Origin of the sequence: Pseudidiomarina tainanensis, assembly GCF_900115255.1 — a bacterium.
GTDB classification, from domain to species: domain Bacteria; phylum Pseudomonadota; class Gammaproteobacteria; order Enterobacterales; family Alteromonadaceae; genus Pseudidiomarina; species Pseudidiomarina tainanensis.
The window spans coordinates 1-26,916 of the sequence record NZ_FOYU01000001.1 but is presented as its reverse complement, the minus strand read 5'-3'; the positions used below and the strand labels follow the sequence as shown (position 1 = coordinate 26,916).

The following is a 26,916-nucleotide window of genomic DNA, read 5'->3' as shown; positions in this document are numbered from 1 at the left end:
TTTTCTCTCCTTGGTCACAATGCTTATGACCCGTATAATAACAGGCAAATATAAAATTCGGGTGAAAAATTCATGCAAGAATTGGTTTTAGCTACTGGTAACAAAGGCAAAGTCGTTGAATTGGAGGCGCTGTTACAGCCGTTTGGTTGGAACGTCAGACCTCAGTCTGCATGGCATTTTGCCGAGGCCGAAGAAACCGGATTGACCTTCATCGAAAATGCAATCCTCAAGGCGCGACATGCTGCACAGCATACCGGTTTGCCAGCTTTAGCTGATGATTCAGGGCTAGCCGTTAACGCGTTGCAAGGAGCTCCCGGTATCTACTCTGCCCGTTATGCTGGGCCTGAATGCAATGATCAGGATAATATCGAAAAGTTGTTAGATACACTAAAAGACACCGCACCAGAACAACGCCAAGCAAGCTTTCACTGTGTTCTTGCCTATTTGCGTCATGCTAACGACCCGACGCCAATTATCTGTCATGGACGATGGGATGGGATGATTGCGACAACACCGCAAGGCGAACAAGGTTTCGGTTATGACCCAGTATTTTGGATACCCGAACTAAATTGTACGGCAGCACAACTTAGCACAGCTCAAAAACAACAACTCAGCCACCGTGGGCAAGCTTTACGCCAGTTCGTTAAGCAACTACAGGCGTCCCTATGAGCCACCTCAAATTGCCGCCGCTATCTTTGTATGTCCACATACCTTGGTGCATTCAAAAGTGTCCATATTGTGACTTTAATTCACATGCTTTAAAACATGATATTCCCGAGGCAATTTATGTTGCCCGATTACTGGATGACTTACGAGCTGACTTAGGTTGGGTTCAAGGACGCAGTCTCTCAAGCATTTTTATCGGTGGTGGCACACCAAGCCTGTTTAGCGCCAGCAGTATCAAACAACTCTTGGATGGCATCAGTGCGTTAATTCCCCTGCAGCCTGACTGTGAGATCACCTTAGAAGCAAATCCAGGTACCTTTGAAACAGAGCGCTTTTCAGGATTTGTCGACGCAGGCATCACGCGATTATCAATAGGCGTACAAAGTTTGCAAAACGAGCAGCTCCAAGCGCTAGGTCGAATACACGATCCGCAACAAGCAATCGTCGCCGCCGAGCATGCTTCGAAATTAAACTTAACTAGTTATAATCTTGATTTGATGCACGGCTTACCGGGTCAATCTCTAGCGGATGCAATGGCAGATTTGGATGGTGTTATTGCGCTGAACCCACCTCATATTTCTTGGTATCAGCTGACCATAGAACCAAATACGGCATTTGCTAGCCGCCCACCGCAACTCCCAGAAGATGATGAGTTATGGCGCATACAAGAACACGGACATGACAGATTAGTTGCCGCGGGTTATCAGCAGTATGAAGTTAGCGCCTATGCAAAAATCGGGCACCAGAGTAAACATAATCGCAACTATTGGATGTTTGGCGATTATCTTGGCATTGGTTGCGGTGCGCACAGCAAAATTACCTTACCCGCAGCTGGTGAAATTGTTCGTTGCGAAAAAATAAAGCATCCACAAGGTTATCTCGATCTTACCCGAGCGCTACGTTATAAAGAGTGGCTCGTGGACGCAGATGAGCGTCCGTTCGAGTTTTTTATGAATTACTTCCGCTTATTAGAACCGGTACCAAAATCGTCATTTGAAGACTTAACCGGCTTATCAAGCTCAGTGGCGGATGCACTCCTCACTGACGCCATCGCGAAACAGCTGGTGATTGATCAGGTGGATTATTGGGAAACGACACCGCTAGGACGACGCTTTCTTAATAGTGTTCTCGACTTACTCGTATAGATTTGAACGGGTTATTCTACCCGTTCAAATTTCAAATCCCACACACCGTGTCCCAAGCGCTCGCCACGTTGCTCAAACTTAGTCAATGGCCGCTCCGATGGTCTCGGAATATAAGTATTCGTTTCTGACAAATTACGCCATTGCTTCGCAGAATTCATCACTTCTAACATATGCTCGGCATAATTCTCCCAATCGGTTGCCAGATGAATGATGCCACCGATAGCCAACTTGCGGCGTAATAGCTCAACAAACTCAGGCTGAATTAAACGGCGTTTATGATGACGCTTCTTATGCCACGGATCTGGGAAATAAACTTGTACAGTCGACAAGCTACCGTCAGCAATACAATCTTCGAGCACTTCCACGGCATCATGCTCAAAAACACGCAAGTTGGTTAAGCCAGCTTCTTCGGCGTCCATTAGACAAGCGCCGACACCTGGTCGATGCACTTCAATACCAATGAAGTTTTTTTCTGGTGCGGCGGCGGCCATGGCAACCAGCGATTTGCCCATACCAAACCCAATTTCCAATACTGTGGGGGCTTGACGACCAAACACATCGGTTAAATCAAGCAATCCTTGATCGTGCGTTAACCCCATGGTTGGCCAGCTTCGTTCAAGAGCGGCAGCCTGACCTTTGGTTAAACGACCTTCACGCTTAACAAAACTGCGGATTTTCCGAATGTACTTTCCTTCAGCTTGGGCCTTTTCTAAATTCTCTGAGCTCATGGTGCCTCTGTGTGTTAATGCGCGATCAAGTGAATCTTAAAAGTTTAAATTTGCGGCGCTCATTATGCAAAAAGGCACGCCAAACGCAAGTTTGGCGTGCCTTTAAAAGTAGAATAATCGTTGAATTATTCTTGAACAGGAACCTGTTTAGTCACTGACATAACAGCTTCGATACGACGGTTCTTCGCGCGATTTTCCGCTGAATTATTCGGATACTTCGGACGACTCTCGCCGTAACCTTCTGTTGTTACTCGAGAAGCTGCAATACCGAAATCGTTGATCAAACTATTACCAACCGATTTCGCACGACGCTCAGACAACTGCTGGTTATATGTTGCAGCACCAGTGTCATCGGTATGACCTTCGATAACCACGGTTAGCTGTGGATACTCTTTCAAGAACTCAGCTGTGTCTGCAATATCAGATTTCTGCGAAGCTGGAATTTCGTCTGAATTTAACGCAAAAGTTACCACTAACTCACGAGTTACTGTCTCATTTGCATACATAACACAGCCTTCTGCATCGACTTTGTAACCAGCTCGAGTATTTGGACACTTGTCCATGTCATCATTGACGCCGTCGCCATCAGAGTCTTTTGCTACTGGAGCAACTGGCGCAGGGGCTGGTTCTGGTGCCGGAGCAGGCTCTGGTTTGGTATAGGTTGATGCAGTTGAACCACCAAAGTAGTAACGCAAACCGGTCATTAGCATGAATTCAGTTAAGTCACCATCGCTCTGTTGCACGGCTCCTTCAAAGGAGATTGCCCAATTATCGTTTAAAAACTCTTTATAACCTGCACCAACGCGCACGAAACGGTTTTTGATATCGCTAAACTCGGTTGAGTTAATACCAATTGCACCGTATACATTTGAGGTGAAGTTATAAATTAAATCTACACCATAGGCGCTGCCGGTCGAATCATCGCTCGAAGTTTCTAAATCACCGCGCAAATAATCATAATACACGCGATAACCCCACTCTGGAGTGAATTGATAACCAACTTCTAAACCACCCATGAGCGAATCAAAACCACCACCGAATGATTGTACTTGATTATTTTCAATAACCCGACGGTCTGAATCGGTGCCAAATACCCCAATACGAGGCCCAACATAAATACTACCCGGCTCATCGCCTTCGAATGCCATGACTGGTGCAGCGATTAAAGAAGAAATAACAGCTGCAGATACCATTGATAACCGTTTCATGAGATGCTCCTTATGTTTTCTCATAGGCCGATTTAATAACGTGGTTGCATTATAGTACAAAAATAAAAAAAAAGCCTGACGCGACGGGGCTTTACCGTTTTTTTGCGACTTTTTTAACCATTAACTTACAAAATATTCATGATTGATAAGACTTCTAGCCCTACAAGTACGCCTCTAAACCCTCTTGAGTTCAGTGCAACCGTAACAAACTGGCAACGTCAGTATGGTCGCAATGACCTCCCATGGCAGATAAATATCACCCCGTATCGAGTCTTAGTTAGTGAGCTAATGTTGCAGCAAACACAAGTCGCTACGGTAATTCCCTACTTTGAGCGTTGGTTGCAACACTTCCCCACCATTGAAGATTTAGCGACAGCGTCAGAGGATGCGGTGATGACGCAATGGCAAGGTCTCGGTTATTACTCACGAGCCAGGAATCTACACAAAGCCGCGCGTTATGTGGTTGACGAGTTTGCCGGACAATTACCTGACAATGTCGACGAGCTCAGAGAGGTACCTGGGGTTGGGCCATACACAGCAGGAGCAATTTCAGCCTTTGCATTCAATAAACCGGCAGCCATCGTAGATGGCAACGTCAAACGGTTGTTTAGCCGTTACTTTGGTATTGAGGGTGAAATTAGTTCGGCCAAGACAAATAAGACGATTTGGTCGTTAGCAGAACAATACACACCAGTTACTGACAGTCGACGTTATGCACAAGCTCTGCTTGATCTGGGTGCCACAGTTTGTACGCCTCGAGCGCCGTCATGTCAGGAATGTCCGTTACAAGAAAGTTGTAACGCCTATGCAACCGATCGTGTACAAATTTTGCCAACGAAAAAGATGAAATCGAAAATACCGACGCGTAGCGGAAATTTCTTGCTTGATTTAACTTCCGACGGCGTTGTTTTAGTCCAGCGATCTGCTGACGGTATATGGCCACGACTCTGGTGCCTGCCCGAAACGGATGAGCCACCAAAAAATGCTACGATTCACGGCAAATTTAAACATGTATTTTCTCACTATAAGCTTGATGCAACAGTGTTTGCGCAATCGATTCCAAACGGTGCTACGCGTGTGCATTTAGATGAAATTGAAAGCTATGGATTACCAACACCCATACGTAAATATCTTAATACGTTACGTACATAAATATACGTATTTAACGATGATGTAAGTTTGCATTCGCTTACTGCAACGCCGTAAAATAAGATACAAATTTAAAATCAAATGGGGTTGTCATGAGCCGTACTGTATATTGTGAATACCTAAAGAAAGAAGCTGAAGGGTTAGATTTTCAACTTTACCCAGGTGAACTAGGTGAGAAAATTTTCAACAGCATTTCTAAACAAGCATGGGCTGAGTGGCAAAAAAAGCAGACGATGTTGATTAACGAAAAGCGCTTAAACCTCATGGACCCGCAAGCTCGAACGTTTCTTGAAGAGCAAATGCAAGCATTCTTATTTGAGGGCAAAGACGTCGATATAGAAGGTTACACCCCTCCCGCCAAATAAATATCCTTCAAAGCCCCGCTAAGCGGGGCTTTTTTATGTTTAAAAAAAGTAAAGTATTCATCAAGAATAGTCCTATTTCCTTATTTTATGCCTTATATAATGGGCATTTCCATCACTTATCCCTGTCAACTAGAGAAACAGCCTTAAATCTGTTAGACTACATACGAATTTTTCAAGAGGGAGAAGTTATGGAGATGCCTTCCTGGCAACGTGCTGTACTAAAAGTAGGCAGTGCGTTGATTGCACCAGACGATACAGGAACGAGCAGTAAGTATTTATTAGCTATCGCTCGATTTATTATTGAGTGTCATGAACGTGGACAGGAAATAGTCCTTGTTTCATCGGGCAGTGCTGCAGCCGGCAGAAAACATATCAGTTTTGACGGCGATCAACTCCCGGTGACCATTAAGAAAGCGATGGCAGCTGTTGGACAAAACGACATGATGGCGAATTGGTCACGTTTTTTCGATTTCCCATGCGCTCAAGTACTTATGACGCATGGTGACTTACGTGATAGAGCTCGTTATGTCAGCATTCGAAACACACTTCGAACATTGTTAGAACACGATGTATTACCAATCGTTAATGAGAACGATGCGCTCGCGACCGATGAAATGAAAGTTGGCGATAATGATAATCTCGCCGCAATGGTTGCGACGTTAGTTGATGCCGATGCATTGTTTATTTGTTCAGACATTGACGGTTTGTTTGACGCCGATCCGCGAGTAAAGCCGGATGCGAAAAAAATTCCTCAGGTAGATGAAATAACCGAGGAAATTTTTGCACTCGCCGGTGGTACAACCAACAAGATTGCAACCGGTGGCATGCGTACCAAAATCGAGGCAGCCGAGAAAGCAACGTCACACGGTATCGACACTTATATTGTGAATGGTCGCAAAGGTGCAACCTTCGAACATATGTTACGTGGTCAGAATCCGGGAACATTGTTTAAGCGCCAGCAAGATCCAATGAGTAACAAGAAGCATTGGTTACGCCATACATTAATTTCACAAGGTGAGCTTGTTATTGATGAGGAATCGGCGGCGGCATTGAGTCGTGGCGAGTCTCTTACAACCAGCGGTATTGTGGACGTTCAAGGCGACTTCAATCGCGGTGACGCGGTAGTGATTCGATGTGGCAGTACCGCAGACGCTATTGGTAAAGGTATTTGCCAGTACAGCTCGCACGAACTCATGCATATCAAAGGGCAAGACATCAGCGAAATCGCTGAAGCATATGGTTATAGCCCAATTTCAGAAGTAATCGAAAGTAATGATTTAATGATACTGGAGGACGAATGAGTACTCAGTTAGCAGAACAAATTTCCAAACGTGCAGCGGTTGCTGCGCGAGCCGTTGCAAACTTATCAGAAGCAAAGAAGAATCAAGTATTGCAACGTATGGCCGACGCCATCAGAGCCGCAAAAAGTAACATCTTAGCGGTCAACGAAAAGGACATGGTTGCAGGAAAAGACAAAGGTCTATCTGATGCAATGTTAGACCGCTTGCAGCTCAATGATGAACGTATTGAGGGCATGGCTACTGCAATTGAAGAAATTATTGAACTGGCTGACCCGGTTGGCGAACGCCACCATTTTGAAACACGACCGAATGGCATTCAAGTTGATAAAATGCGCATTCCGCTTGGTGTCATCTGCATGATCTATGAGGCGCGCCCGAATGTTACAGCAGATGCCGGAGCGCTATGCTTTAAGTCTGGTAACGCTGTGATCCTTCGTTGTGGTCGCGAGGCTATCGAAACCAGTAAAGCAATTGCTGAGGCATTGCACCAGGCTTTACGTGAAAGCGAGTTACCTGAAGATGTCATTACTGTTGTGCCATCGCCCGATCGTGAGCTAATGAATGAACTGCTAAAGCAGGACAAATACATCGACCTCGTCATTCCACGTGGTGGTGAAGGCTTAATTCACTTCGTGAGCGATAACAGTAAGATCCCTGTAATTCAGCACTACAAAGGCGTTTGTCATCTCTACGTTGATAAAGATGCAAACGTTGATACAGCTTTAAACATTTTGCTCAATGGCAAGACGCAGCGTACAGGTGTCTGTAATGCTCTGGAAGGATTAGTCGTTCATCAAGAGATTGCGTCGAAATTTTTGCCAGCTGCTGCGAAAGCGTTAGCGGAGAAGAACGTGATTATTCACTCTGATGCAGCTTCGGCCAGCTATTTTGAAAATGCCGATGTTATCGCTGATGACGCATTTGGCGAAGAATATCTCGCACTTGAAATTGCAGTTAAAACAGTTGGTGATTTCGACCAAGCGTTGGATCACATTCACAACTTCGGTAGCGGTCATACAGAAGTTATTGTGACTGAAAACAAACAAGCAGCCGACCGTTTCATTCGTGAAGTGGATTCTGCAGTCACTATGGCAAATGCTTCATCGCGCTTTAGTGATGGCGGTCAATTGGGTCTCGGTGCTGAAATTGGTATTTCTACCAGTAAGCTGCATGCTTATGGCCCAATGGGTTTGCAAGCGCTTACCACTGAGAAATTTGTGGTCACTGGAACGGGGCAAATTCGCGAGTAATGATTACTCGCGATGTGCTGGAGCTATAGGCTCGCTCCATACCCTTGAACCAATAGAGGCCAGTCTCGTGTTTCATCAAAGTGGAACGCTTGATTGGCTTCTTTTGCTTTCGTCAGCTCTTTATTCAATGAACGAAGCAGACGCTGCAAGTTAGCCTCGCGCCACTCTCCAAAAGCTCTGAAACCGCACTTATCAAAATCGACTATCCAACACTTGCCTGTATCATCGAGCATGATGTTATGGCAGTTTAAATCAGAGTGATAAACGCCCGCATCATGAAGCTGTCGAATGGTTTCACCGAGAAGTTGCCAGTGGGCGCTTGTCAGTGGTTGTTGTAACAGCAGTTTAAATACATCTTGTGCACCAGGAATCACTTCAACCAAGATATCGGCTCGATAACCCCATATCGGCGCTTTGGTAAATTGCGCCGCAACTGGGCGCGGTACTGGCAAGTTTAATTCTCGCAGTTTCAATAATAACGAGAATTCTGCCATCGCGCGGCTGCTTGCAATCGGCTCGCGCTTGAACCGATCCTTATTAAATTTACCGACTAAGCCACCGCGATAATAATGCCGCAGCAATAAACCATGTGTGCCTGCATCAACAAAAAATGCCGTACTGCGGCCCGTAGCGGAGCCCTTCACTTTATTCAAGCGCTGCCAATATCCAGCTTCAAAATGTTCGGTCGTACAATCATCAAGAATAGCTGGGTCGTACCAAATTTCTGTGTTGCTATTCGGGTTAATTGTTTTAATCATCGACATTGTCCTCACTGTTCCAGCCGTCTCTGTCGACGGTAAAAACCGTTTGATATCTTCTAAAATGGTCGCCGTTGCCCCTTGATCGTTGGCAAACTCGTTAAACGCTTGTTCGGCGCAAGCAGCTGCTTGTTCAGGATGAGTCAGCCAAGTACACCAAATGTCCGCGAGTTCTTCTGAGTTAGCAACCATTTGCACGCCATGGGCGGCTTTTAAACGTGCATAAATCTCGTCGAAATTGAATACATTCATGCCTGAAACAACGGGGGTTTTGGTTGCGATTGGTTCAAGAGGATTGTGCCCTCCTCGCTCAATCAAACTCCCGCCAACAAAAGCAACATCAGCGACCGCATACCAAAGCAATAACTCGCCCATAGAGTCAGCAAGAAACACTTGATGTGTCGATTGCACAGTCTGCTTATCGCTGCGCCTAACCAAATTGAATTGCTGCTGTTTTACCAAACGTGCGACTGCATCGAAACGCTCCGGATGACGTGGCACTAAAATCAAGAGAGCTTGCGGATATTGCTTAAGTGTTACCTTAAAGGCTTCAAGAATTTGTGCGTCTTCACCATCATGTGTACTTGCAGCAACCAGCACGGGGCGGCTTAAAGTATCGCGCCAACGCTTGGCCTCGTGCTGTACGTGTTCAGGTATTTGAAAATCATGTTTCAGGTTGCCGCGCACAGCGAGCATATCAGATGGGACGCCAAGCGATAGAAACCGTTCCGCACTTACTTCGTTCTGCGCAGCGACAAAGTCCAACTTTTGCCAAATTGGACCAAGTAACCAACGGTACTTCTGATAACCTTTCATTGAGCGCTCTGACATACGTGCGTTGACAACCAACATCTGTAGATCACGCTGCCGGCACTGTTCTACCAGACACGGCCAAACTTCTGTTTCAAGAATGACTATCAACCGCGGGCTTAGCTTATCGAGAAAACGCGATACTGCGGCGGGGGTATCTATCGGTAAATAATAATGAAAGACGCGATCGGCGAAGAGTTTATAAGCCATTTCAGCAGCTGTAGGCGTCATGGAGGTCAGCGTCACCGACAAATGCGGGTAAACGTTTAAGGTGCTTTCGATCAGGCCTCGCGCGGCTACAGTTTCCCCCACCGAAACACAATGGATAACGAGACCGTCACGTGCTTGTGCTGGAACATTCTGACGAGCAAGTCGCTCAGCCCATCGCTTGCGGTAAGCAGGCGCTTTCGCCCCACGTAACCAAAGGTATATAAAAACCAAAGGTATCGCGAGGCGAATAAGCAGCTTATACCAAAAAGTCATTCCCGCTTAACGCCAGTAGTCTTTAATCCACGTCGTTGGCAGTACCTTGCGGTACCATTTGCCGCTACGTCCGGCAACAGCATCATCTGGATGTGGGCGACCATGGAAAATAATCACTTTAGCGCCCTCAGGAATCCGCGGCTGCTGAAAGAAACTTAACGGGAATGGACGCAAACAATGGCGTTTAAAGCTACGGCACCACTGCGCAGGCCAATACTTCAATTTCCCTTGGCGGGCAACGAATTGAGTAATAAATTCTTGCTCATTACGCACATCTTTACGAGAGCCAACTGGATCGGCTTTCAAATGTTCCAAAGCATCAACGTGAGCACCGATATTGAAACGGAATACTGACGTATTTCCGGTCGCATCTGATTTATCCCACTCTTTGATAACTAAAAAATCACCTTCAGGTTCAAAGAACTCGTCTAAGCTACCCACAATGACGATATCAAGATCAAGGAACAGCGTCTGTCCTTGTAAATCATAGAGCGGATCGGCGAAACAGGTTAATTTCAGCCATCCATGCGCAAACGTCCATGGCTTGCGCTGGTCAAAATCTTCAAAACCAATCTCCGGAATTGGCTTTACTTCAACTTCATCGCGAATACCTTCTGCGTCATCAGTGAAGCAAACAAAACGATATGGCAATGAAATATTGCGACTCACCATCGAATACAAGGTATTGACGTAATCCGAGCCGTATTTGTTGCCCCATTTGATACAAATAATATTAACTGGCTGCATGATGTTCCTGCCTGAGGGTTAACTAATTTAATAGACGCATAATGCCAAATTTTCAGTGATCTCGCTATGTTAAAACACGTATTTAGCAATGATTCCCTATAACTTAGCGTAGATTTAACAGATGACCAGCCATTCCACCTCTCACGCAATCGGCAGTTTTGATTTTAATCACCTGCCTGACGATTCGATTACCAGCCTCGCATTGGTTTTGGGTGATCAATTAAATGCGAGTCATAGTTGGTTTAAAACCGTTAACCCACAACGCTTGATTATTCTTATGGAAGTGTGTGAAGAAACGGATTATGCGAACCATCACATTCAAAAAGTTGTTGGTTTTTTCGCTGCAATGCGTAACTTTGCGCAGGCATTAAGCACGGCTGGGCATTCTGTTTTATATATACGCCTTGACGACCCACACAATCACCAAAGCGTGACCAAAAACTTAACTGGCTTATTAGAAAAGCTGCCGAGTGTCGCCCATGTTCACCTTCAACAACCTGACGAATATCGAGTAGACTGCTATTTGCAAGCTTGGGCTGAGCAGCAATCCATTCAAGTGAGCTGGTTCGATACTGAGCATTTCTTAACACAACGCAGTGTTTTGCATGACTGGTTTCCTGGTAAAGATAATTTTTTGATGGAATCCTTTTATCGACGCATTCGCAAACAATCCGGCTATCTGATGGAGCATGACAAACCCATCGGAGGCAAGTGGAATTTCGATAAAGAAAATCGTCATAAGTTAGCAGATAAGCACGATGTGCCAGCTCCATTGATGTTCTCTCACGACGTGACCGACATTGTTGCAATGCTGACGAAAGCTCAGGTTAAAACGATTGGTGAGATTGACCCTGAGCGTTTTATTTGGCCCACCACCCGAGCAGAATCGCGGCAACTACTCGACTACTTTATCGATAAACTATTGGCGAATTTCGGCCGTTATCAGGATGCCATGCATACTGACTACTGGTCGTTATTTCACGCGCGTCTATCGTTTTCATTAAACACGAAAATGCTCTCTCCCCGTGAGGTTGTCGAACGAGCAATTAATTATTGGCAAGACCATCGCGCACAAGTTAACGAGGCTCAAATTGAGGGTTTCGTAAGGCAAATTATTGGTTGGCGAGAGTTCATTAGAGCGATTTATTGGCACCATATGCCGAACTATTCTACCACCAACTTCTTCGAGCATAGCGCAAAGCTACCAGCCTACTATTGGACTGCTAAAACAAAAATGCAATGCATGGCGAAGAGTATCGAGCAGTCGCTAAAGTTTAGCTATGCGCATCACATTCAGCGTCTCATGGTTACCGGCAACTTTGCCCTGCTTAGTGGCGTTGCTCCTGATGAGGTAGATGCATGGTATCTGGGTATCTATATCGATGCCTTACAATGGGTAGAATTACCCAATACTCGCGGCATGAGTCAGTTTGCTGATGGTGGTATTCTCGCGACTAAGCCATACATCTCGAGTGGTTCTTATATCAATAAAATGTCGAATTATTGCCAGAGTTGTCATTACGATGTGAACCAACGAGTTGGTGAAAATGCTTGTCCTTTTAACAGCCTATATTGGCACTTTATTGAAACTCATAAAAAACAGCTTCGTAATAATGGACGAATGGGGCTAATCTTAAATCAATGGGATAAGCGTGATGAATCGGATAAACAAGAGTTATTAAAACAAGCTCGCTTTTATTTATCGCAGATCGACTCGTTATAAAGGAAATTGAAATGAATAAGTTCATAGCCGTGTTGTTTACCAGTATTTTTTTATTTGGTTGTACGAGTAAACCAGCGCCGGTAGCACCAGTTATCGAGCAATTTGACGCAGACAACTATCTTGGCAAATGGTATGAAATTGTTCGTCTGCCACATAGCTTTGAAGAGGATTTGGAGCGGGTTACAGCTGAATATCGATTAAATAGCGACGGCACGCTTGAAGTTACCAATCGCGGTTATAACGTTGAGCTTGGTGAATGGGAAACGGCTATCGGCCATGCGAAGCCGGTTGGAACTGCAATGTATAAAGTGACCTTCTTTTGGCCGTTTTATGGCGGTTACTATATTAGTGAATTGCAATCGAATAGCGCTGGTAAATATACCTTAGCTGTCATTACGAGTGATAGTCATGACTATTTTTGGGTGCTTGCGCGCACACCAGAAATACCTGAAGCCATGCTCGAGGAATTGCTACAAAAAGCTGAAAATTGGGGATATGACACCAGCCTAATGATTCGTGTGAATCATCAGGCTGGATATCAATAACGATTACTGAGCGCGACGGCCGCGGCGTTCCCCAGCATTACCGCGACCACCTTTATCACCGCGACGCTGCGCGCCTTTAAACGGTGGACGCTCACCAGCAGGTGGACGTGGACGACGAGTAATTTGCTCACCCGGCGCTAATTCAAGACCCATTTGTTGCTGACGTACACGTGCACGTTGCAGTACACGGACGACAGCTGTCGGCATACCTTTTGGCAATTCAACCAAGCTATGGCCATCAAACAATTGAATTTGACCGATAAAACGGCTGTCGATATCTGCTTCGTTCGCAATCGCACCCACAATATCTTGCGGACGCGCGCCATGCTCGCGACCGACTTGGATACGGTAAGTATCGAATTCGACATTCGCATCACGACGATCTCGTGGGCTACGTTTTTCACGACCCTCACGACCATCACGAGCATCGCGTTTACCGCGACGATCTGCGCGCTCTTCAAATTTGCGCGGCGCTGGGTCATCCGCAACAATCAACGGACGCTGTGAATTTTGTTGAGCTAACAAGGCTGCGGCAATTTGCTCTGCCGACAAACCAGTATCAGCCTGCATTTTTGCAATAATATCGTTCAATTCATTAAATTGACCGCCCGCAACTGTTGCGACGATTTGCTCTTGCAACTTCTGTTGGCGATGGGTGCTCAATTCTTTCGCGTTCGGAACTTCAAAATACTCGATAGTACCGTTGGTCAAGCGCTCATAGGTGCGAAGCAAGTGTTTTTCTTTGTTACGATAGAACAAAATTGCTTCACCACTGCGTCCAGCACGACCAGTACGACCAATACGGTGAACGTAAGATTCGCTATCGCCTGGTAAATCGTAGTTCACAACGTGAGTAATTTCCGGCACATCAAGGCCGCGCGCTACAACGTCAGTTGCTACCAAAATCTCAATACGACCGCTACGCAATTGCGCGACTGTTTGCTCACGCTGTGCTTGGTTTAAATCTCCACTTAACGGTGATGCTTTAAAACCTGATGCTTGCAACTGCTCAGTCACGTCCATGGTATCTGAGCGCGTCCGAACGAAAATCAAAACACGTTGATAGTCCAAGGTTTCCAACAGTCGCGTCAATGCCTGCATTTTACTCAAGCCACGCACTAACCATGCGCGCTGGCGAATGGTCGCTTTGGCTTTTTCAATTGCCGCGATTTGAATATTTAATGGCTGCTCACCCGCTTCGGTAACAAGGAATGTCTTCGCAAGTTTACGAATTGCAGGTGGCATAGTTGCTGAAAACAATGCGCGTTGCGCGGTGTTTGGTACCGCACCCATAATGGTTTCGATATCTTCGATGAAACCCATATTGAGCATTTCATCAGCTTCATCAAGAACAGCTAAACGCAGTGCGCTTAAATTCAACACACCTTTGTTTAATAAATCTAGTAAACGTCCTGGTGTTCCTACAACAACATGAGCACCGCCACGAAGCGCTTTAATTTGCGGACCAAATGCTGCACCACCATACACAGTTGCGACTTCGAGGCCTCGCATTTGTTGGCCGAACTCAGCAACTGCTTCCGCTACTTGAATAGCAAGTTCACGCGTCGGCGCAACAACTAGCATCTGAGTAGCGCGTTCTTTGGTATCAATTGCTGCTAAACCTGGTAAACCAAAGGCAGCAGTTTTACCGGTACCGGTTTGCGCTTCGCCAAGTACATTTTTGCCTTCAATAAGGGCTGGAATGGCTTGCAACTGAATAGGAGTTGGTTGGGTGAAATTCATTTTCTCAAGCTGTTTAAGCACAACAGCAGGCAGGGCCAAATCGGCAAACGATTGGCCAGTCATTACTTCAGACATATTTTTCTCACATGTTTCTGTATTGCATATAAGGGGATATACGCCCAGCTACAGAACACGATGAACACTCTGGCAGGAAATTAGGCGCTGTTTACCCCAACAAATTCAGGGGTAAGTCCGCTCCCATCAATAGCGGTAATGACCCTGAGGCGGCGAACTATACGCCAATTGTTAAATAAACACAAGTTAAACTAGCATTGAAGTTCTGCCGTATAACCCTAATACTGACTTATACATTCATAAAATTGGGAGTAGTCATGTCGACACATACCATGCGTTCACTCATTCAAACTAATGCGTTTATTGATGGTCATTGGATACCAACGGACAAACGCTTCGCGGTAACCAACCCAGCCACAGGTGAAACGCTTGCTGAGGTTGCGGATGGCGACGCTGCAATGGCAGAGCGCGCCGTAGAAGCTGCACATAAGGCGCTTGGTCATTGGCGTGAAAAGACTCCGAAACAGCGAGCGGATCTACTACGACGCTGGTACCAAAGCATGTTGGACAACAAGCAGGCGCTTGGTGAATTAATGAGCGCAGAGCAAGGCAAACCAATAGCTGAGGCGATTGGTGAAATCGAATATGGTGCAAGCTTTGTCGATTGGTTCGCTGGTGAGGCTGAGCGCTGTTATGGTGACATTCTTCCAGTTGCTTCTCAGGACAAACGCAGTTGGATAATTAAACAACCCGTTGGCGTATGTGCCGCCATTACACCGTGGAACTTCCCTAATGCGATGATCACTCGAAAAGTAGCTCCAGCGCTTGCTGCGGGCTGCACCATCGTGATTAAACCACCGCAATTAACACCACTTTCGGCATTAGCACTAGCCCAGCTCGCCAGCGAAGTCGGTATCCCTGATGGCGTTATTAATTTTGTTCCGTCAACTCAAGCAAAAGACGTGGGAGAGGTATTTACTCAACACCCTCAAGTTAAAAAGTTCACGTTTACCGGCTCTACCTCAGTTGGCAAGGCCTTAATGGAACAATGCTCACAAACTATGAAAAAGGTATCCTTGGAACTAGGTGGCAACGCACCATTTATAGTGTTTGATGATGCCGATATTGATTTGGCGGTGCGTGAGTTAATAGCCTGCAAATTCCGCAATGCGGGACAGACCTGCATCAGTGCTAATCGCGTGTTAGTGCAAGAATCGGTACACGATGCATTTATCGATAAACTTAAGCAAGCGCTTGGGAAACTTAAAGTCGCTGCTGGAGACGCCGAAGAAGTCGATTATGGTCCACTAATTAATGGCGATGCGATAACTAAGGTAAAAGAGCTACTTGATGATGCTGAGCAACAAGGCGCCACGATTCTCGCTGGCGGTAACGTTTTAGATGCGCTTGGCGAATTATTCTTTGCACCAACCCTTATCACTGGTGTAAAACCATCCATGCGTATTGCACAAGAAGAAATATTTGGACCTGTTGTCGCGGTACAAACCTTTACCGACGAAGCACAAGGTGTATCCCGCGCAAACGATACCCCCTTTGGCTTAGCCGGCTATTTTTGTGCACAAGACTACACCCGAATTCAACGCGTTAGTGAACAACTGGAGTGTGGAATGTTGGGAATAAATGCTGGTGCAATTTCGCATGCCTATAATGCTTTTGGCGGAGTTAAAGAATCCGGTATCGGACGCGAAGGCTCTCGCTATGGGTTGGCGGAGTATCAAGAAACTAAAAATATCACCTTGGGTGGCTTTGCATGAATCAACACACTGAACAGTGTTTAGCAAAATTACGAACAACTTACCATAGTGGTTTAACCAAGCCTCACGCTTGGCGTAAACAACAATTGCAGCAACTTCAACTTATGCTCGATGAGCATGAAAATGAGTTTCTTGAGGCTCTACAGCACGATCTGGGAAAATCATCTGCCGAAGGCTGGCTGACTGAACTTGGCTTTCTGAAAAGTGACATTAAACATACGCTCCATCACTTAAGTGGCTGGATGAAACCACAGCGGGTTCGCCAGCCATTATTAGCGTGGCCAGGGAAAAGTTATTTACACCCAGAACCACTGGGCGTCGTGCTCATCATTGGCGCTTGGAACTATCCAATCCAGTTATTGTTAAGCCCTCTTGTAGCCGCCATTGCTGCAGGTAACTGTGCGATTGTAAAGCCCTCAGAACTATCGCCAAAAACAGCGCAACTCATTGAGCGCCTTTTACCTGACTATCTAGCCGCTGAGGCGTTTCAGGTTATTACCGGCGGCGCCGAAGTCGCCTCAGAACTACTACGTCACAGATTTGATCACATCATGTATACCGGTGGCGGACGTGTTGGCCGTATTGTAATGCGTGCGGCCGCAGAACATCTGACTCCTGTAACGTTAGAGTTAGGTGGTAAAAGCCCAGCTGTCGTGCTTGCTGATGCAGATATTGCCGTAGCCGCGCGACGTATCGCTTGGGGTAAATGGATTAACGCTGGCCAAACCTGTATTGCACCCGACTACGTATTGATAGACGAAGCAAAGCATGACGAATTTATTGCCGCCCTAAAACATTGCTGCGATGAATTTTTTGGCGAGGATCCGCAGCATGCCGATGATTATGGCCGAATTGTTAACCGACAGCATTTCGATAGACTGGTAGGCTACTTAAAAGATGGTCGACTTGCCTTTGGTGGTGAGTTTGACGGTGATGATCGTTATATTCAGCCGACCGTGTTATGCGATGTTGAACCGGAAAGTAAGGTCATGCAAGACGAGATTTTCGGACCGATTTTGCCCGTGCTAAAAATTAAAAATTTAGCGGAGGCTATCGACTTTATTCAAAACCGTGACAAGCCTCTGGCATTATACGGTTTCAGTAAATCAGGCCGACAATTAAAACAACTCACTGAGCATACGCATGCGGGTAATCAATGCAATAATGATACATTAATGTTTATGCTGAATCCCGAGCTACCATTTGGAGGTGTTGGCTCAAGTGGCATGGGGCGTTATCACGGTAAATTTGGTTTCGATACATTCAGCCATATGAAGTCAGTGATGACGAGACCGTTCACGATGGATCCTAAATTTCGCTATCCACCTTACACATCGTTTAAGCAAAAACTACTGCGTTGGTTCTCGTAATTCTGAGCGGACCTGACTCAAACCGCATTTTTTTAGCGTTTGGTCTGGTCTGCTTGCCCGCGGTAAGCGCATGCGCTAGGATTGGGCGGTTTGCAAACCATTATAATAACGAATAGCAAGGGTTCTCTCTATGAGCGCATCTCGTGAGCATTTCAGCTCAAAAATTGGTTTTATTCTCGCTGCCGCCGGTTCTGCAGTAGGTATTGGTAACCTTGTTGGCTTTCCTGTTGCGGCTACCAAAAATGGTGGTGGCGCATTCTTACTAATTTACGCTTTTTTTGTGGCTTTCATTTGTTTGCCGGTCATGCTGGCGGAAATGGGCCTTGGTCGGCGTGCACAACATAGCCCCTACAAAGCTTACGCTGAACTCGGACAAGGCATGAAGCGCTGGCGTTTCGCAGGCTTAATGGCAACCATTACGCCATTTATGATTGCCGTTTTTTACATGGTCATCACCGTTTGGATTTTTGGTTACCTCGTTCAATCATTGCTAGGTAACTTGGATGCATTGGCCAGCGAAGGCTATTTTGGCCGCTTCGTCAATGACTATGATTTCATTTGGTATCTAGTGGGCGTAACGATCATCATTAACTTCATATTAGTTGGTGGTGTGCGTAAAGGGATAGAACGCGCCTCAAAAATTCTGATGCCTACATTGTTTTTGATGCTCATATTGTTAGTCATTTTCGTTCTGACATTAGACAACGCATGGGCCGGAGTTCAGTTCTACTTGGTTCCAGATTTTAGTCAAATTACTGGTTCGGTAATTAACGGAGCTTTAGCACAGGCATTTTTCTCATTATCGCTAGGGATGGGTATTTTGATTACCTACGGTTCTTATTTCCGCCGTAGCGATGACATTGTGACTTCAGGCAAACTTGTTGCTATTACTGATACTGCCGTTGCATTTATTGCAGGCTTGATGACGTTACCAGCTATCTTCGCGATCTACCCTGATACGAACCCAGACTCATTGAGTGACTCCTCGGTCAGTATGATTTTTTCATTCTTCCCGAATATTTTCTTAGCATTATCTGAATCAGTCGGTTACTTCGCTGCCAGCGTTGCCGCAACAATTTTCTTTTTATTAGCGTTTGTGGCAGCTATTACATCGTTAGTATCGATTATTGAAGTACCAACATCGTCGTTGATGGAAAAACGCGATATCTCGCGTAAAAAAGCCTTATTAGTGATGGGAGTCGCAATTACCATACTCACACTAATTGCGGCGACATCATTCGGTTTAGTCCCGTGGTTTACTGCATTTACGAGCTACGCGGGTGCTGACAAATCCGTTTTTGATGTCATCTATGATGTATTTTACGATACGATATTACCGTTGAATGGATTACTGATTTGTCTGTTTGTTCGCTTCCGTTGGAAACGCAGTCAATTAACTGCCGAATTGAGCGAAGGCAATCAAGCATACGCAACATCATGGTTAGAAAAATACGTAAGCTTTGCGATAGGAACGTTCATACCATTGATACTTGCGGTAGTATTTATTAATACGGTATTAACTAAATTCTTCGCAATTTCGATCATTTAATTCATGGGTTTAATTCGAATTGCGCACCACTTAAAGACTGCTCGTGTTCGAGCAGTCTTTTTGTTTGATGGCCCTCAGGATTGGCAGGCTTTTCATAAAAGCGCCATTATGCGACAACTGCCAGATGTTCTATATCTATCTGAAAGCAACAGCAACACAATAGCAATGCATCGTTATCGCGATTACTTGGGCACCTCGAATGACTTCGTGTTACTAGAGTTTACCGAAACCATTCATGCCGACGCCCTAGCAGCATTAGCGGGAACCGTAAATGGTGGCGGTATACTATTTGTTTTTCTACCACAGCAAACAACAGCATTTAAAAACCGCCTATTGGCAACGAGCACAAACTTTGCCCGAATTGAACTCATTCAACCAAATACCGACTTAAAAAAACTGACCCGAGAGCTTGCTACAGCAACGCTACCAGAGGCTAAGCCTCAGAATTTTCCCAGTAATACGCAAAAGGCTATTATTGAAGCGATGATAGACTTGCCCGGTACCTGTCATATACTCATGGCTGATCGCGGGCGCGGCAAAAGTACAACCCTTGGTCTCGCCTGCCAAGCTTGGATTCGAAACTATCGCGGTAGAGAGTTAGTTGTGACGGGTCCCCGACCATCAGCAGTGACAACCCTTCTAGAACATGCAGCTAAGTCGGTCCGCTTTGTTCCTTGGGATAAACTACTTAGTGAGTATAACCCGCAAAGCGTTCGGCTAATCATTGATGAAGCAGCCGCAATCCCAATGCATGTACTGCAACAATTGGTGCAACGTTTCACCGTATGGGCAGTCGCCAGTACTGTTGATGGTTACGAAGGTTGCGGCCGTGGCTTTGCCATTCGTTTTGTTGAGTGGTTGCAACAGCAACGTATCTGTAAGCAACATGAATTAACGGAGCCGATGCGCTGGTCAACGCACGACGAGGTTGAGCATTGGTTAAACCAAGCGTTATTTATGCAAGCTCACCACAGAGAAATCGATACCGCGGTTTTAACTCATTCGCAAACGCCGACAACTTATCAAGACATCCATTCGAGTGAGTTATCAGAAGCTGATCTACAAGAAGTCATTACTCTGTTATTGGAAGCTCATTATCAAAGTAGCCCGAATGATTTGCGATTGCTACTTGATGATCCACAACAACGACTCGTTTTAGCACGCCGGCAGAGCAATATTATTGGGGTGATTTGGTACAGCGTTGAAGGACAGCTTCCGCCAACATTGCAACAAGCCATTGTTGATGGGAAGCGCCGATTAAATGGACAAATACTTCCACAGGCGATTGCTTTTTATCTACAGCAACCCGATGTTTTAAGATGGCAATGGTGGCGTATCACTCGTGTTGCAGTGCACGATAAAGTCCGCCGCCAGGGCATCGGTTTAGAACTCCTCAAAGAGTTGCAGAAATTAGCGCAACGTGCACAAATTGATGCGCTCGGCTCGAGTTTTGGCGCTAGCCCAGAAGTTTTAGAGTTTTGGCGTCAAAGTTCGTACAAAATTGTTCGTTTAGGCCGTAAACTCAATATGGCAAGTGGCTATCCGAATGCGATCTTAGCTTACGGATTAAATGATGACGTTCGTGAACTCATCGACAAACTTCATCACTACTGTAATGCTGAACTCGACTGGCGCAATCACGTCGACGTCAATGTCAGCTCTGATATGTATCGAATTGCTCGAGCAGTATTAGTGGGCTTTGCATATGGTCACTTACCATTCACCGAAGCGCAGTTTGCTTGGAATGTTTGCGATAAAAAATATCCAATCAAAGCATCTGGCGTCACTCTACCTGGACAGATACTTAACGTCACTGAAGATTTAGCCCGTCTTACCCAAAAGTACGGATACAGTAGCCAACAAACAATGCAAAATCAGTTGCGTCAAATTGCCCGCGAATATCTCGAACTCACCCGCTAAACACTGTTAAAATAGTCACCTAAGCATGCTTACTTAACAAAAATATGCTATCTTCTAGCCTTTGTGTTCACCCAAAACGAAAGGGTATTTTAAACATGTCACGAGTATTAATTATTGGTGCAGGCGGTGTCGCCGGTGTAGTTGTAAAAAAATGTGCGATGTTGCCAGAATATTTTTCGGAAATTCATTTAGCTAGTCGCACATTATCTAAATGTGAAATGCTGCAAGAAGAAGTCGGTAAAGATCGCGTCGTCGGTGTCTACAAAGTTGACGCTGATGAAGCCAGTGAAGTTGCTGAGCTCATCCGAAAAGTTCAACCGAGTTTGGTTATCAACGTTGCATTACCCTATCAAGATTTACCAATCATGGATGCGTGTCTTGAGACCGGCGTGCACTATCTCGATACTGCAAACTATGAGCCAAAAGACGAAGCTAAGTTTGAATATTCGTGGCAGTGGGCATACCAAGACAAGTTTAAAGAGAAAGGCATCATGGCCTTGCTTGGGGCTGGATTTGACCCGGGTGTGACTAACGTGTTCACTGCTTATGCAGCGAAGCATTATTTCGATGAGGTTCATTATTTGGATATCGTTGACTGCAACGGTGGTGATCACGGCCAAGCATTTGCAACGAACTTTAACCCTGAAATTAATATTCGAGAAATTACTCAACGCGGTAAATTTTGGGAAAACGGTGAATGGCACGAAACTGATCCAATCAGTGTTCGCGAAGATTTAGATTATCCAGGCGTTGGTGTTCGCGCTTCATACTTACTCTTCCACGAAGAGCTCGAGTCGTTGGTGAAGCACTTCCCAACGTTGAAGCGCGCGCGTTTCTGGATGACTTTCGGTGAACAATATCTGACTCACCTGCGTGTACTGGAAAATGTTGGCATGACGTCTATTCAGCCAATTGAGTTCCAAGGCCAGAAAATTGTGCCACTAGAGTTTCTTAAAGCCGTGTTGCCTAACCCAGGTTCACTTGCTGAAGGCTACACCGGTATGACTTGTATCGGTACCTATGTAACCGGTATCAAAGATGGTAAAGAGAAAACAATCTTTATCTATAACAACTGTGACCATGCCGTTTGTAACGCTGAAGTTGGCGCACAAGCCGTATCCTACACGACAGGTGTTCCGGCAATGATCGCTGCATCGATGATGCTACAAGGTCATTGGATGAAACCAGGCGTTTGGAACATGGAGCAGTTTGATCCAGACGAATTCATGGAGCGCCTCAACAAATATGGCCTACCATGGAAAGTCATGGAAACTGAATCGCCATTTAAGCGTTAGAATCATGACCAATCCATTTTTGAAATCAGAAATACCGTCGCCTTGTTACGTCTGTGATGAGGCGGCGTTGGAGCGAAACCTTCAGTTGATGCAGCGTGTTCAACAGGAAAGCGGTGCTGATATTATTTTGGCACTGAAAGGTTTTTCAATGTGGAGCACCTTTGGGCTAGTGAAGCAGTACTTAAAAGGCTGCACTGCAAGCTCTGTATGGGAAGCTCGTTTAGCAGCGGAAGAGTTCGGTCGTGAAGTACATGCATATGCCCCAGCTTACAAACAAAGTGATATTGATGAACTTTTACCAATCGTTCATCACATCTCATTTAACAGTTTGTCGCAATGGCAACGCTTCCGCGAGCAAACTCTAGCGTCAGGTGTTTCAGCTGGGCTTCGTGTGAATCCAGAACATCAAGAAGCGGAAACCGAGCTTTATGATCCTAGCGCTCCTGGTTCACGCCTAGGTATTCGAGCTGCAGAGTTAGCGGATGCGGACCTTAGTGGAATCGATGGTCTTCATGTTCACAATCTATGTGAGTGCGACTCGTTTGCTCTTGAGCGCACATTAGCTGCTGTAGAATCTAAGTTCGGTCATCTTTTGCATAAAATGAAATGGCTTAATCTTGGTGGCGGTCACCTCATGACCCGCAAAGGTTATGACGTTGAGCATTTGATTAAACAGTTGAAGCGCATTCAAGAAACTTACAGTATCCAGGTCATTCTTGAACCAGGGTCTGCGGTTGCTTGGCAAACCGGTCCATTAATCGCTGAAGTAGTTGATATTATTGAAAATGATGGACAAATCGCCCTGCTCGATATCTCTGCGACCGCCCATATGCCTGACGTTTTAGAAATGCCATATCGGCCGAATATCACCGGCGCTAGAGAACCAGGAGTTTTACCACACACCTATAAACTTGGCGGTAACTCATGTTTGGCTGGCGATGTGATTGGTTTGTATAGTTTCGAACAACCATTACAACCAGGTGACCGACTTATTTTTGAAGATATGATGCACTATACAATGGTGAAAACATCGTTCTTTAATGGTGTTGAGCATCCGAGTATTGGTATCTTACGCCGCAATGGTGAATTCGATTTAATTCGAAAATTCACCTATGAAGATTTCCGCGGAAGGCTTTCATAGGTCGCTCTGTGGGAGCTATAAAGTCAGTATCAAAAAAGCACAGCCTTCAAGCTGTGCTTTTTATTAAGTAAGTTCGATTAAGATTGCCGCGCGTAGCAGGCTAAACCTTGCAGAACTAATTCGCTTCGCACTTCGCCACGACGCTTCAAGTCATTAGGTAATAATGGAATTGACCCACCACTAAATAGAATCCGATAATCAAACCAATCGAGTTCGGTTTCAGAAACTGCAATTGCTTGGCGCACCAGGCCTACAAAAGTATTCACGCAACCATTTAATAGACAATCTGGCGTACTTTGGCCTAGTTGATGAGCCTTACCCCAATGATCGTCACCTTCGTGGCCGACAAAAACGCCTGGCGCGCGATTAATCACTGAATGCTTCATTAGGTGAACGCCCGGAGCAATCCAACCGCCTAAGTGCTGTCCTTCCTGATCAACCCAGTCGACAGTGATTGCAGTGCCGGCATCAATAATCACCGTTGCTTTCGGTTGCTCGTTAAAAGCTCCAACAATAGCAAGCCACCTATCGACACCAAGGTTTTTAAACTCGCTGTACGAATTGGTAACACCAAATGCTTGCGCTTCGGTCGTAACACGAATAATTGCTTTATCAAAACCCTCAAGCCACTGATGAAGCCTATTATTACGCTCTTCGCTGCTGACACTAGCTATCCAAACACTTTCAATGTTATCTGGTACTCTGTGCTCAATCAGTTCGTCATAGTTAACATTTAACCAGGGCTCTAAATGTCCTTCAGAATCCATGAGAGCTGCTTTAACTCTAGTATTACCCGCATCAATCAATAATTTATGCGCCATAACGTAAACTTACCTCTCCTGCGTGAAAACGCTCGAGCTTGCCATCACGCTTAACTAATAACGCACCGCTTTCGTCTATGCCCTCGGCAATACCATGTAACTCTTTATCTCCCATAATAATTCGAACTGGTTTCATTGCTAACCTATCGAATCGTTGCCAACGTGAGATAAAAGGCTTCAACCCTTCTTGTTCATAAACTCTTAAGGCCTGCCGGCATTTTGCGAGTAGCATCGCAGCGATATGATTTCTATCAAAATTATTATTCAATAACGTACTCAAATCAGTCCAAGGTTGATCAATTTGATCTGCTAACCAACTTGGCATTTTAATGTTTACGCCGATGCCTATAATTACATGAGCGACGCCAAGTGCTTGACCTTCAAGTTCGATAAGAATCCCTGCCAACTTTTTTCCGTTAACAATCACATCATTTGGCCATTTAACTTCAACGTCATAAACGCCCAGCTCTGACAACAATTCAGCAATTACGGTTCCCAGAGCTAGACTCAAGCCCATGGCAGCGCCCATTCCATCCTCTAAGCGCCAATACATGCTCATGTAGAGGTTGCTACCAAACGGCGAAACCCAGCGTTTGCCGCGACGCCCACGCCCAGCTGTTTGTGCTTCAGAAAATACTGCATAACCAGAGTCTATGTTATGAGTAATCGCGTGTTTAATAAAGTCGTTAGTCGAGCCAACGACACGCTCCAAATGAATATCTTGCGCATTTTCTTGATTCGAATTTAGGAAGTCAGAGATTACATTCAAATGTAAAAGCTTTAACTCATTCGCAAACTTATAACCTTTACCTGTTACACGAAAAACATCGATACCAAGCGCTTGGACATCTTTAATGTATTGGCTAATAGCGGTTCGGCTTACGTCGAGTTGGGCTCCAAGCTTTTCACCTGAATGAAACTGACCGTCACTAAGTATCTCAATTATTTGGGTGATTCTTTCTACACGTTGTGGCTTCATAACGAAACTAATCCTTTTTCGTCTAACAACCGAACCTCAGCTTCTAACTTTATACCGTAATTTTTAAAAACCAGTGCTTGAATATGACGCGCTAACTCAAGTACATCTTTACCGATGGCGTTACCCGAATTAACCAGTACTAAAGCCTGCTTGGTATGAACTGCAGCACCGCCAATTGCAAACCCCTTCAAGTTTAAGTTATCGATTAACCAGCCGGCGGCTATTTTTATGTCACCGTTAGGCGTATCAAAATGAGGTATGGTTGGAAAGTGTTGAAGGAGTTCAGCGAAGTGAGCACGGGCAATAATTGGGTTCTTAAAGAAGCTACCTGCGTTAGGCGTAATTGCAGGATCAGGCAACTTCGCAGAGCGAATCGCTATCACTTTATTCAAAATATCCGTAGGTAAAACTGGGCTATCGAGCGCTTTTAGTTCACCGTATGACAATTCGGGTTGCCAGGCTTTCGGCATTGAAAACTCAACTTTTAAAATAACCCAACGCATTGGGTTCTGTTTAAAAATGCTATCTCTATAGCCAAATTTACAGTCTATCGGTTTAAAGTTTACAACTTTGTGTTGCCGCCTATCCCATGCAGTCACATTGGTAATGAATTCAGCAACCTCACGACCATACGCACCAATATTTTGCACAGGTGCAGCACCAACAGTACCGGGGATTAAAGCCAAGTTTTCGAGACCATTAATTCCTTTATCATTCAAACATAAAACCAGTTCATGCCAGTTCTCTCCGGCACCAACTTTTACATTCCAATGATCATCAGCTTCTACTATTTCGATTCCTGTAATACGCACACAAACAAGTGGCTTTTTGAAGTCATTCAAAAAGATAGTATTCGAACCACCTCCGATTACATATGCATCTGCCGGTATTTCTGTTAGCTGCTCTTGCTGAGTCAGAAACAAGATATTTTCGGCCTTTGCGGGCAGTCGAAAGGTGTGAAGCGTGGATAAGTCGTAGAATGTCTCAATTTCGTTCATGGGCTGATTATACGGCTATTTACATGAGAACGGTAGAGAAAGGCTAGAGCGATATTAGCTATTGGATATTAGATATTAGTGGAAGGCAGAGACGAAAGGCGTTGTTCGTGCGCTGCGCTGTTGGGTCCGTAAACGAAAAAACCCCGAGCGTTAGCTCGGGGTCTCGTCGTATTTGAAGCCTGGCGGTGTCCTACTCTCACATGGGGAAGCCCCACACTACCATCGGCGCTGAAGCGTTTCACTACTGAGTTCGGAATGGATCAGGTGGTTCCACTTCGCTATGGCCGCCAGGCAAAAACTGTTAAACAATATAAACCCGCTGATTGTGCGTAATGAACCACTCTACATGAGCCATTCTTTGGTAAAAGCTCGAACTTGTGCCTTGGCCTTAAGCCCTAAACACCTTCGGTGTTGTATGGTTAAGCCTCACGG

The 26,916-nt window shown here is 45.4% G+C and carries 22 protein-coding genes and 1 rRNA gene; 14 read left to right on the top strand and 9 right to left on the bottom strand.

Annotation, left to right across the window (positions count from 1 at the left end; genetic code table 11):
* Window positions 1–72: 72 nt before the first annotated feature.
* Window positions 73–669 carry an RdgB/HAM1 family non-canonical purine NTP pyrophosphatase gene (gene rdgB, locus BM292_RS00115; RefSeq protein ID WP_092854109.1) on the top strand — a complete coding sequence of 199 codons (597 nt, stop codon included), beginning with the start codon at window positions 73–75 and terminating at the stop codon, window positions 667–669.
* Window positions 666–1,811, top strand: coding sequence for a radical SAM family heme chaperone HemW (gene hemW, locus BM292_RS00110; protein WP_092854107.1), 1,146 nt, complete (start codon window positions 666–668; stop codon window positions 1,809–1,811). The genes rdgB and hemW overlap by 4 nt, the downstream gene beginning before the upstream one ends.
* 11 nt (window positions 1,812–1,822) lie before the next feature.
* Here the strand turns inward: hemW and trmB are convergent, their stop codons facing one another.
* Window positions 1,823–2,539, bottom strand: a complete 717-nt coding sequence (gene trmB, locus BM292_RS00105; RefSeq protein WP_092854105.1) for a tRNA (guanosine(46)-N7)-methyltransferase TrmB — start codon at window positions 2,537–2,539, stop codon at window positions 1,823–1,825.
* A 125-nt stretch (window positions 2,540–2,664) separates the two neighbouring features.
* Complete coding sequence (locus BM292_RS00100; protein ID WP_177203765.1) at window positions 2,665–3,747, bottom strand: OmpA family protein; 1,083 nt, start codon at window positions 3,745–3,747, stop codon at window positions 2,665–2,667.
* A gap of 138 nt (window positions 3,748–3,885) precedes the next feature.
* Here BM292_RS00100 and mutY point away from each other — a divergent pair, with 138 nt between their 5' ends.
* The 4 genes from mutY (at window position 3,886) to BM292_RS00080 (ending at window position 7,812) form a co-directional block, all read left to right on the top strand.
* Entirely contained in the window at window positions 3,886–4,899 is a 1,014-nt protein-coding gene (mutY, locus tag BM292_RS00095; protein WP_092854101.1) for an A/G-specific adenine glycosylase, read from the top strand.
* 89 nt (window positions 4,900–4,988) lie between these two features.
* A complete protein-coding gene (locus BM292_RS00090; protein WP_092854099.1) occupies window positions 4,989–5,261 on the top strand; it encodes an oxidative damage protection protein in 273 nt (90 codons plus the stop codon).
* A 188-nt stretch (window positions 5,262–5,449) separates the two neighbouring features.
* Window positions 5,450–6,562: a glutamate 5-kinase gene (proB, locus tag BM292_RS00085; protein ID WP_092854097.1), complete on the top strand. Its 1,113-nt coding sequence runs from the start codon at window positions 5,450–5,452 to the stop codon at window positions 6,560–6,562.
* Window positions 6,559–7,812 (top strand): glutamate-5-semialdehyde dehydrogenase, encoded by a 1,254-nt coding sequence (locus tag BM292_RS00080; protein ID WP_092854095.1) that lies wholly within the window; start codon window positions 6,559–6,561, stop codon window positions 7,810–7,812. The genes proB and BM292_RS00080 overlap by 4 nt, the downstream gene beginning before the upstream one ends.
* A 23-nt stretch (window positions 7,813–7,835) precedes the next feature.
* Here BM292_RS00080 and waaA read toward each other — a convergent pair whose 3' ends face one another.
* Window positions 7,836–9,863 (bottom strand): lipid IV(A) 3-deoxy-D-manno-octulosonic acid transferase, encoded by a 2,028-nt coding sequence (waaA, locus tag BM292_RS00075; RefSeq protein ID WP_092854093.1) that lies wholly within the window; start codon window positions 9,861–9,863, stop codon window positions 7,836–7,838.
* Between the two features lie 6 nt (window positions 9,864–9,869).
* A complete protein-coding gene (locus tag BM292_RS00070; RefSeq protein WP_092854091.1) occupies window positions 9,870–10,610 on the bottom strand; it encodes a glycosyltransferase in 741 nt (246 codons plus the stop codon).
* Between the two features lie 121 nt (window positions 10,611–10,731).
* Between BM292_RS00070 and BM292_RS00065 the strand changes: the two genes are divergently transcribed.
* Window positions 10,732–12,333, top strand: coding sequence for a cryptochrome/photolyase family protein (locus BM292_RS00065; RefSeq protein ID WP_092854089.1), 1,602 nt, complete (start codon window positions 10,732–10,734; stop codon window positions 12,331–12,333).
* Between the two features lie 11 nt (window positions 12,334–12,344).
* Window positions 12,345–12,878, top strand: coding sequence for a lipocalin family protein (locus BM292_RS00060; RefSeq protein ID WP_092854087.1), 534 nt, complete (start codon window positions 12,345–12,347; stop codon window positions 12,876–12,878).
* A 3-nt stretch (window positions 12,879–12,881) separates the two neighbouring features.
* Here the strand turns inward: BM292_RS00060 and BM292_RS00055 are convergent, their stop codons facing one another.
* Window positions 12,882–14,696 carry a DEAD/DEAH box helicase gene (locus tag BM292_RS00055; RefSeq protein ID WP_092854085.1) on the bottom strand — a complete coding sequence of 605 codons (1,815 nt, stop codon included), beginning with the start codon at window positions 14,694–14,696 and terminating at the stop codon, window positions 12,882–12,884.
* Window positions 14,697–14,953: 257 nt separating this feature from the next.
* Between BM292_RS00055 and BM292_RS00050 the strand changes: the two genes are divergently transcribed.
* From BM292_RS00050 to nspC, 6 genes are all read left to right on the top strand, one after another.
* On the top strand, window positions 14,954–16,411 hold the full coding sequence (locus BM292_RS00050) for an NAD-dependent succinate-semialdehyde dehydrogenase (RefSeq protein ID WP_245751783.1): 1,458 nt from the start codon (window positions 14,954–14,956) through the stop codon (window positions 16,409–16,411).
* Window positions 16,408–17,781 carry an aldehyde dehydrogenase family protein gene (locus BM292_RS00045; RefSeq protein WP_092854083.1) on the top strand — a complete coding sequence of 458 codons (1,374 nt, stop codon included), beginning with the start codon at window positions 16,408–16,410 and terminating at the stop codon, window positions 17,779–17,781. The genes BM292_RS00050 and BM292_RS00045 overlap by 4 nt, the downstream gene beginning before the upstream one ends.
* Window positions 17,782–17,911: 130 nt before the next feature.
* Window positions 17,912–19,330 carry a sodium-dependent transporter gene (locus BM292_RS00040; protein WP_092854081.1) on the top strand — a complete coding sequence of 473 codons (1,419 nt, stop codon included), beginning with the start codon at window positions 17,912–17,914 and terminating at the stop codon, window positions 19,328–19,330.
* Between the two features lie 3 nt (window positions 19,331–19,333).
* Window positions 19,334–21,250 (top strand): GNAT family N-acetyltransferase, encoded by a 1,917-nt coding sequence (locus BM292_RS00035; protein ID WP_092854079.1) that lies wholly within the window; start codon window positions 19,334–19,336, stop codon window positions 21,248–21,250.
* Window positions 21,251–21,345: 95 nt separating this feature from the next.
* On the top strand, window positions 21,346–22,545 hold the full coding sequence (locus tag BM292_RS00030) for a saccharopine dehydrogenase family protein (RefSeq protein ID WP_092854077.1): 1,200 nt from the start codon (window positions 21,346–21,348) through the stop codon (window positions 22,543–22,545).
* Between the two features lie 4 nt (window positions 22,546–22,549).
* Complete coding sequence (gene nspC / locus BM292_RS00025; RefSeq protein WP_092854075.1) at window positions 22,550–23,686, top strand: carboxynorspermidine decarboxylase; 1,137 nt, start codon at window positions 22,550–22,552, stop codon at window positions 23,684–23,686.
* A gap of 77 nt (window positions 23,687–23,763) precedes the next feature.
* Here the strand turns inward: nspC and BM292_RS00020 are convergent, their stop codons facing one another.
* The 4 genes from BM292_RS00020 to rrf form a co-directional block, all read right to left on the bottom strand.
* Entirely contained in the window at window positions 23,764–24,507 is a 744-nt protein-coding gene (locus tag BM292_RS00020) for a type III pantothenate kinase (RefSeq protein ID WP_092854073.1), read from the bottom strand.
* Window positions 24,497–25,486 carry a bifunctional biotin--[acetyl-CoA-carboxylase] ligase/biotin operon repressor BirA gene (gene birA / locus BM292_RS00015; RefSeq protein WP_092854071.1) on the bottom strand — a complete coding sequence of 330 codons (990 nt, stop codon included), beginning with the start codon at window positions 25,484–25,486 and terminating at the stop codon, window positions 24,497–24,499. Before birA ends, BM292_RS00020 begins: the two co-directional genes overlap by 11 nt.
* On the bottom strand, window positions 25,483–26,484 hold the full coding sequence (murB, locus tag BM292_RS00010; protein WP_092854069.1) for a UDP-N-acetylmuramate dehydrogenase: 1,002 nt from the start codon (window positions 26,482–26,484) through the stop codon (window positions 25,483–25,485). The genes birA and murB overlap by 4 nt, the downstream gene beginning before the upstream one ends.
* A gap of 177 nt (window positions 26,485–26,661) precedes the next feature.
* Window positions 26,662–26,776, bottom strand: a 5S ribosomal RNA gene (rrf, locus tag BM292_RS00005).
* Window positions 26,777–26,916: the final 140 nt, after the last annotated feature.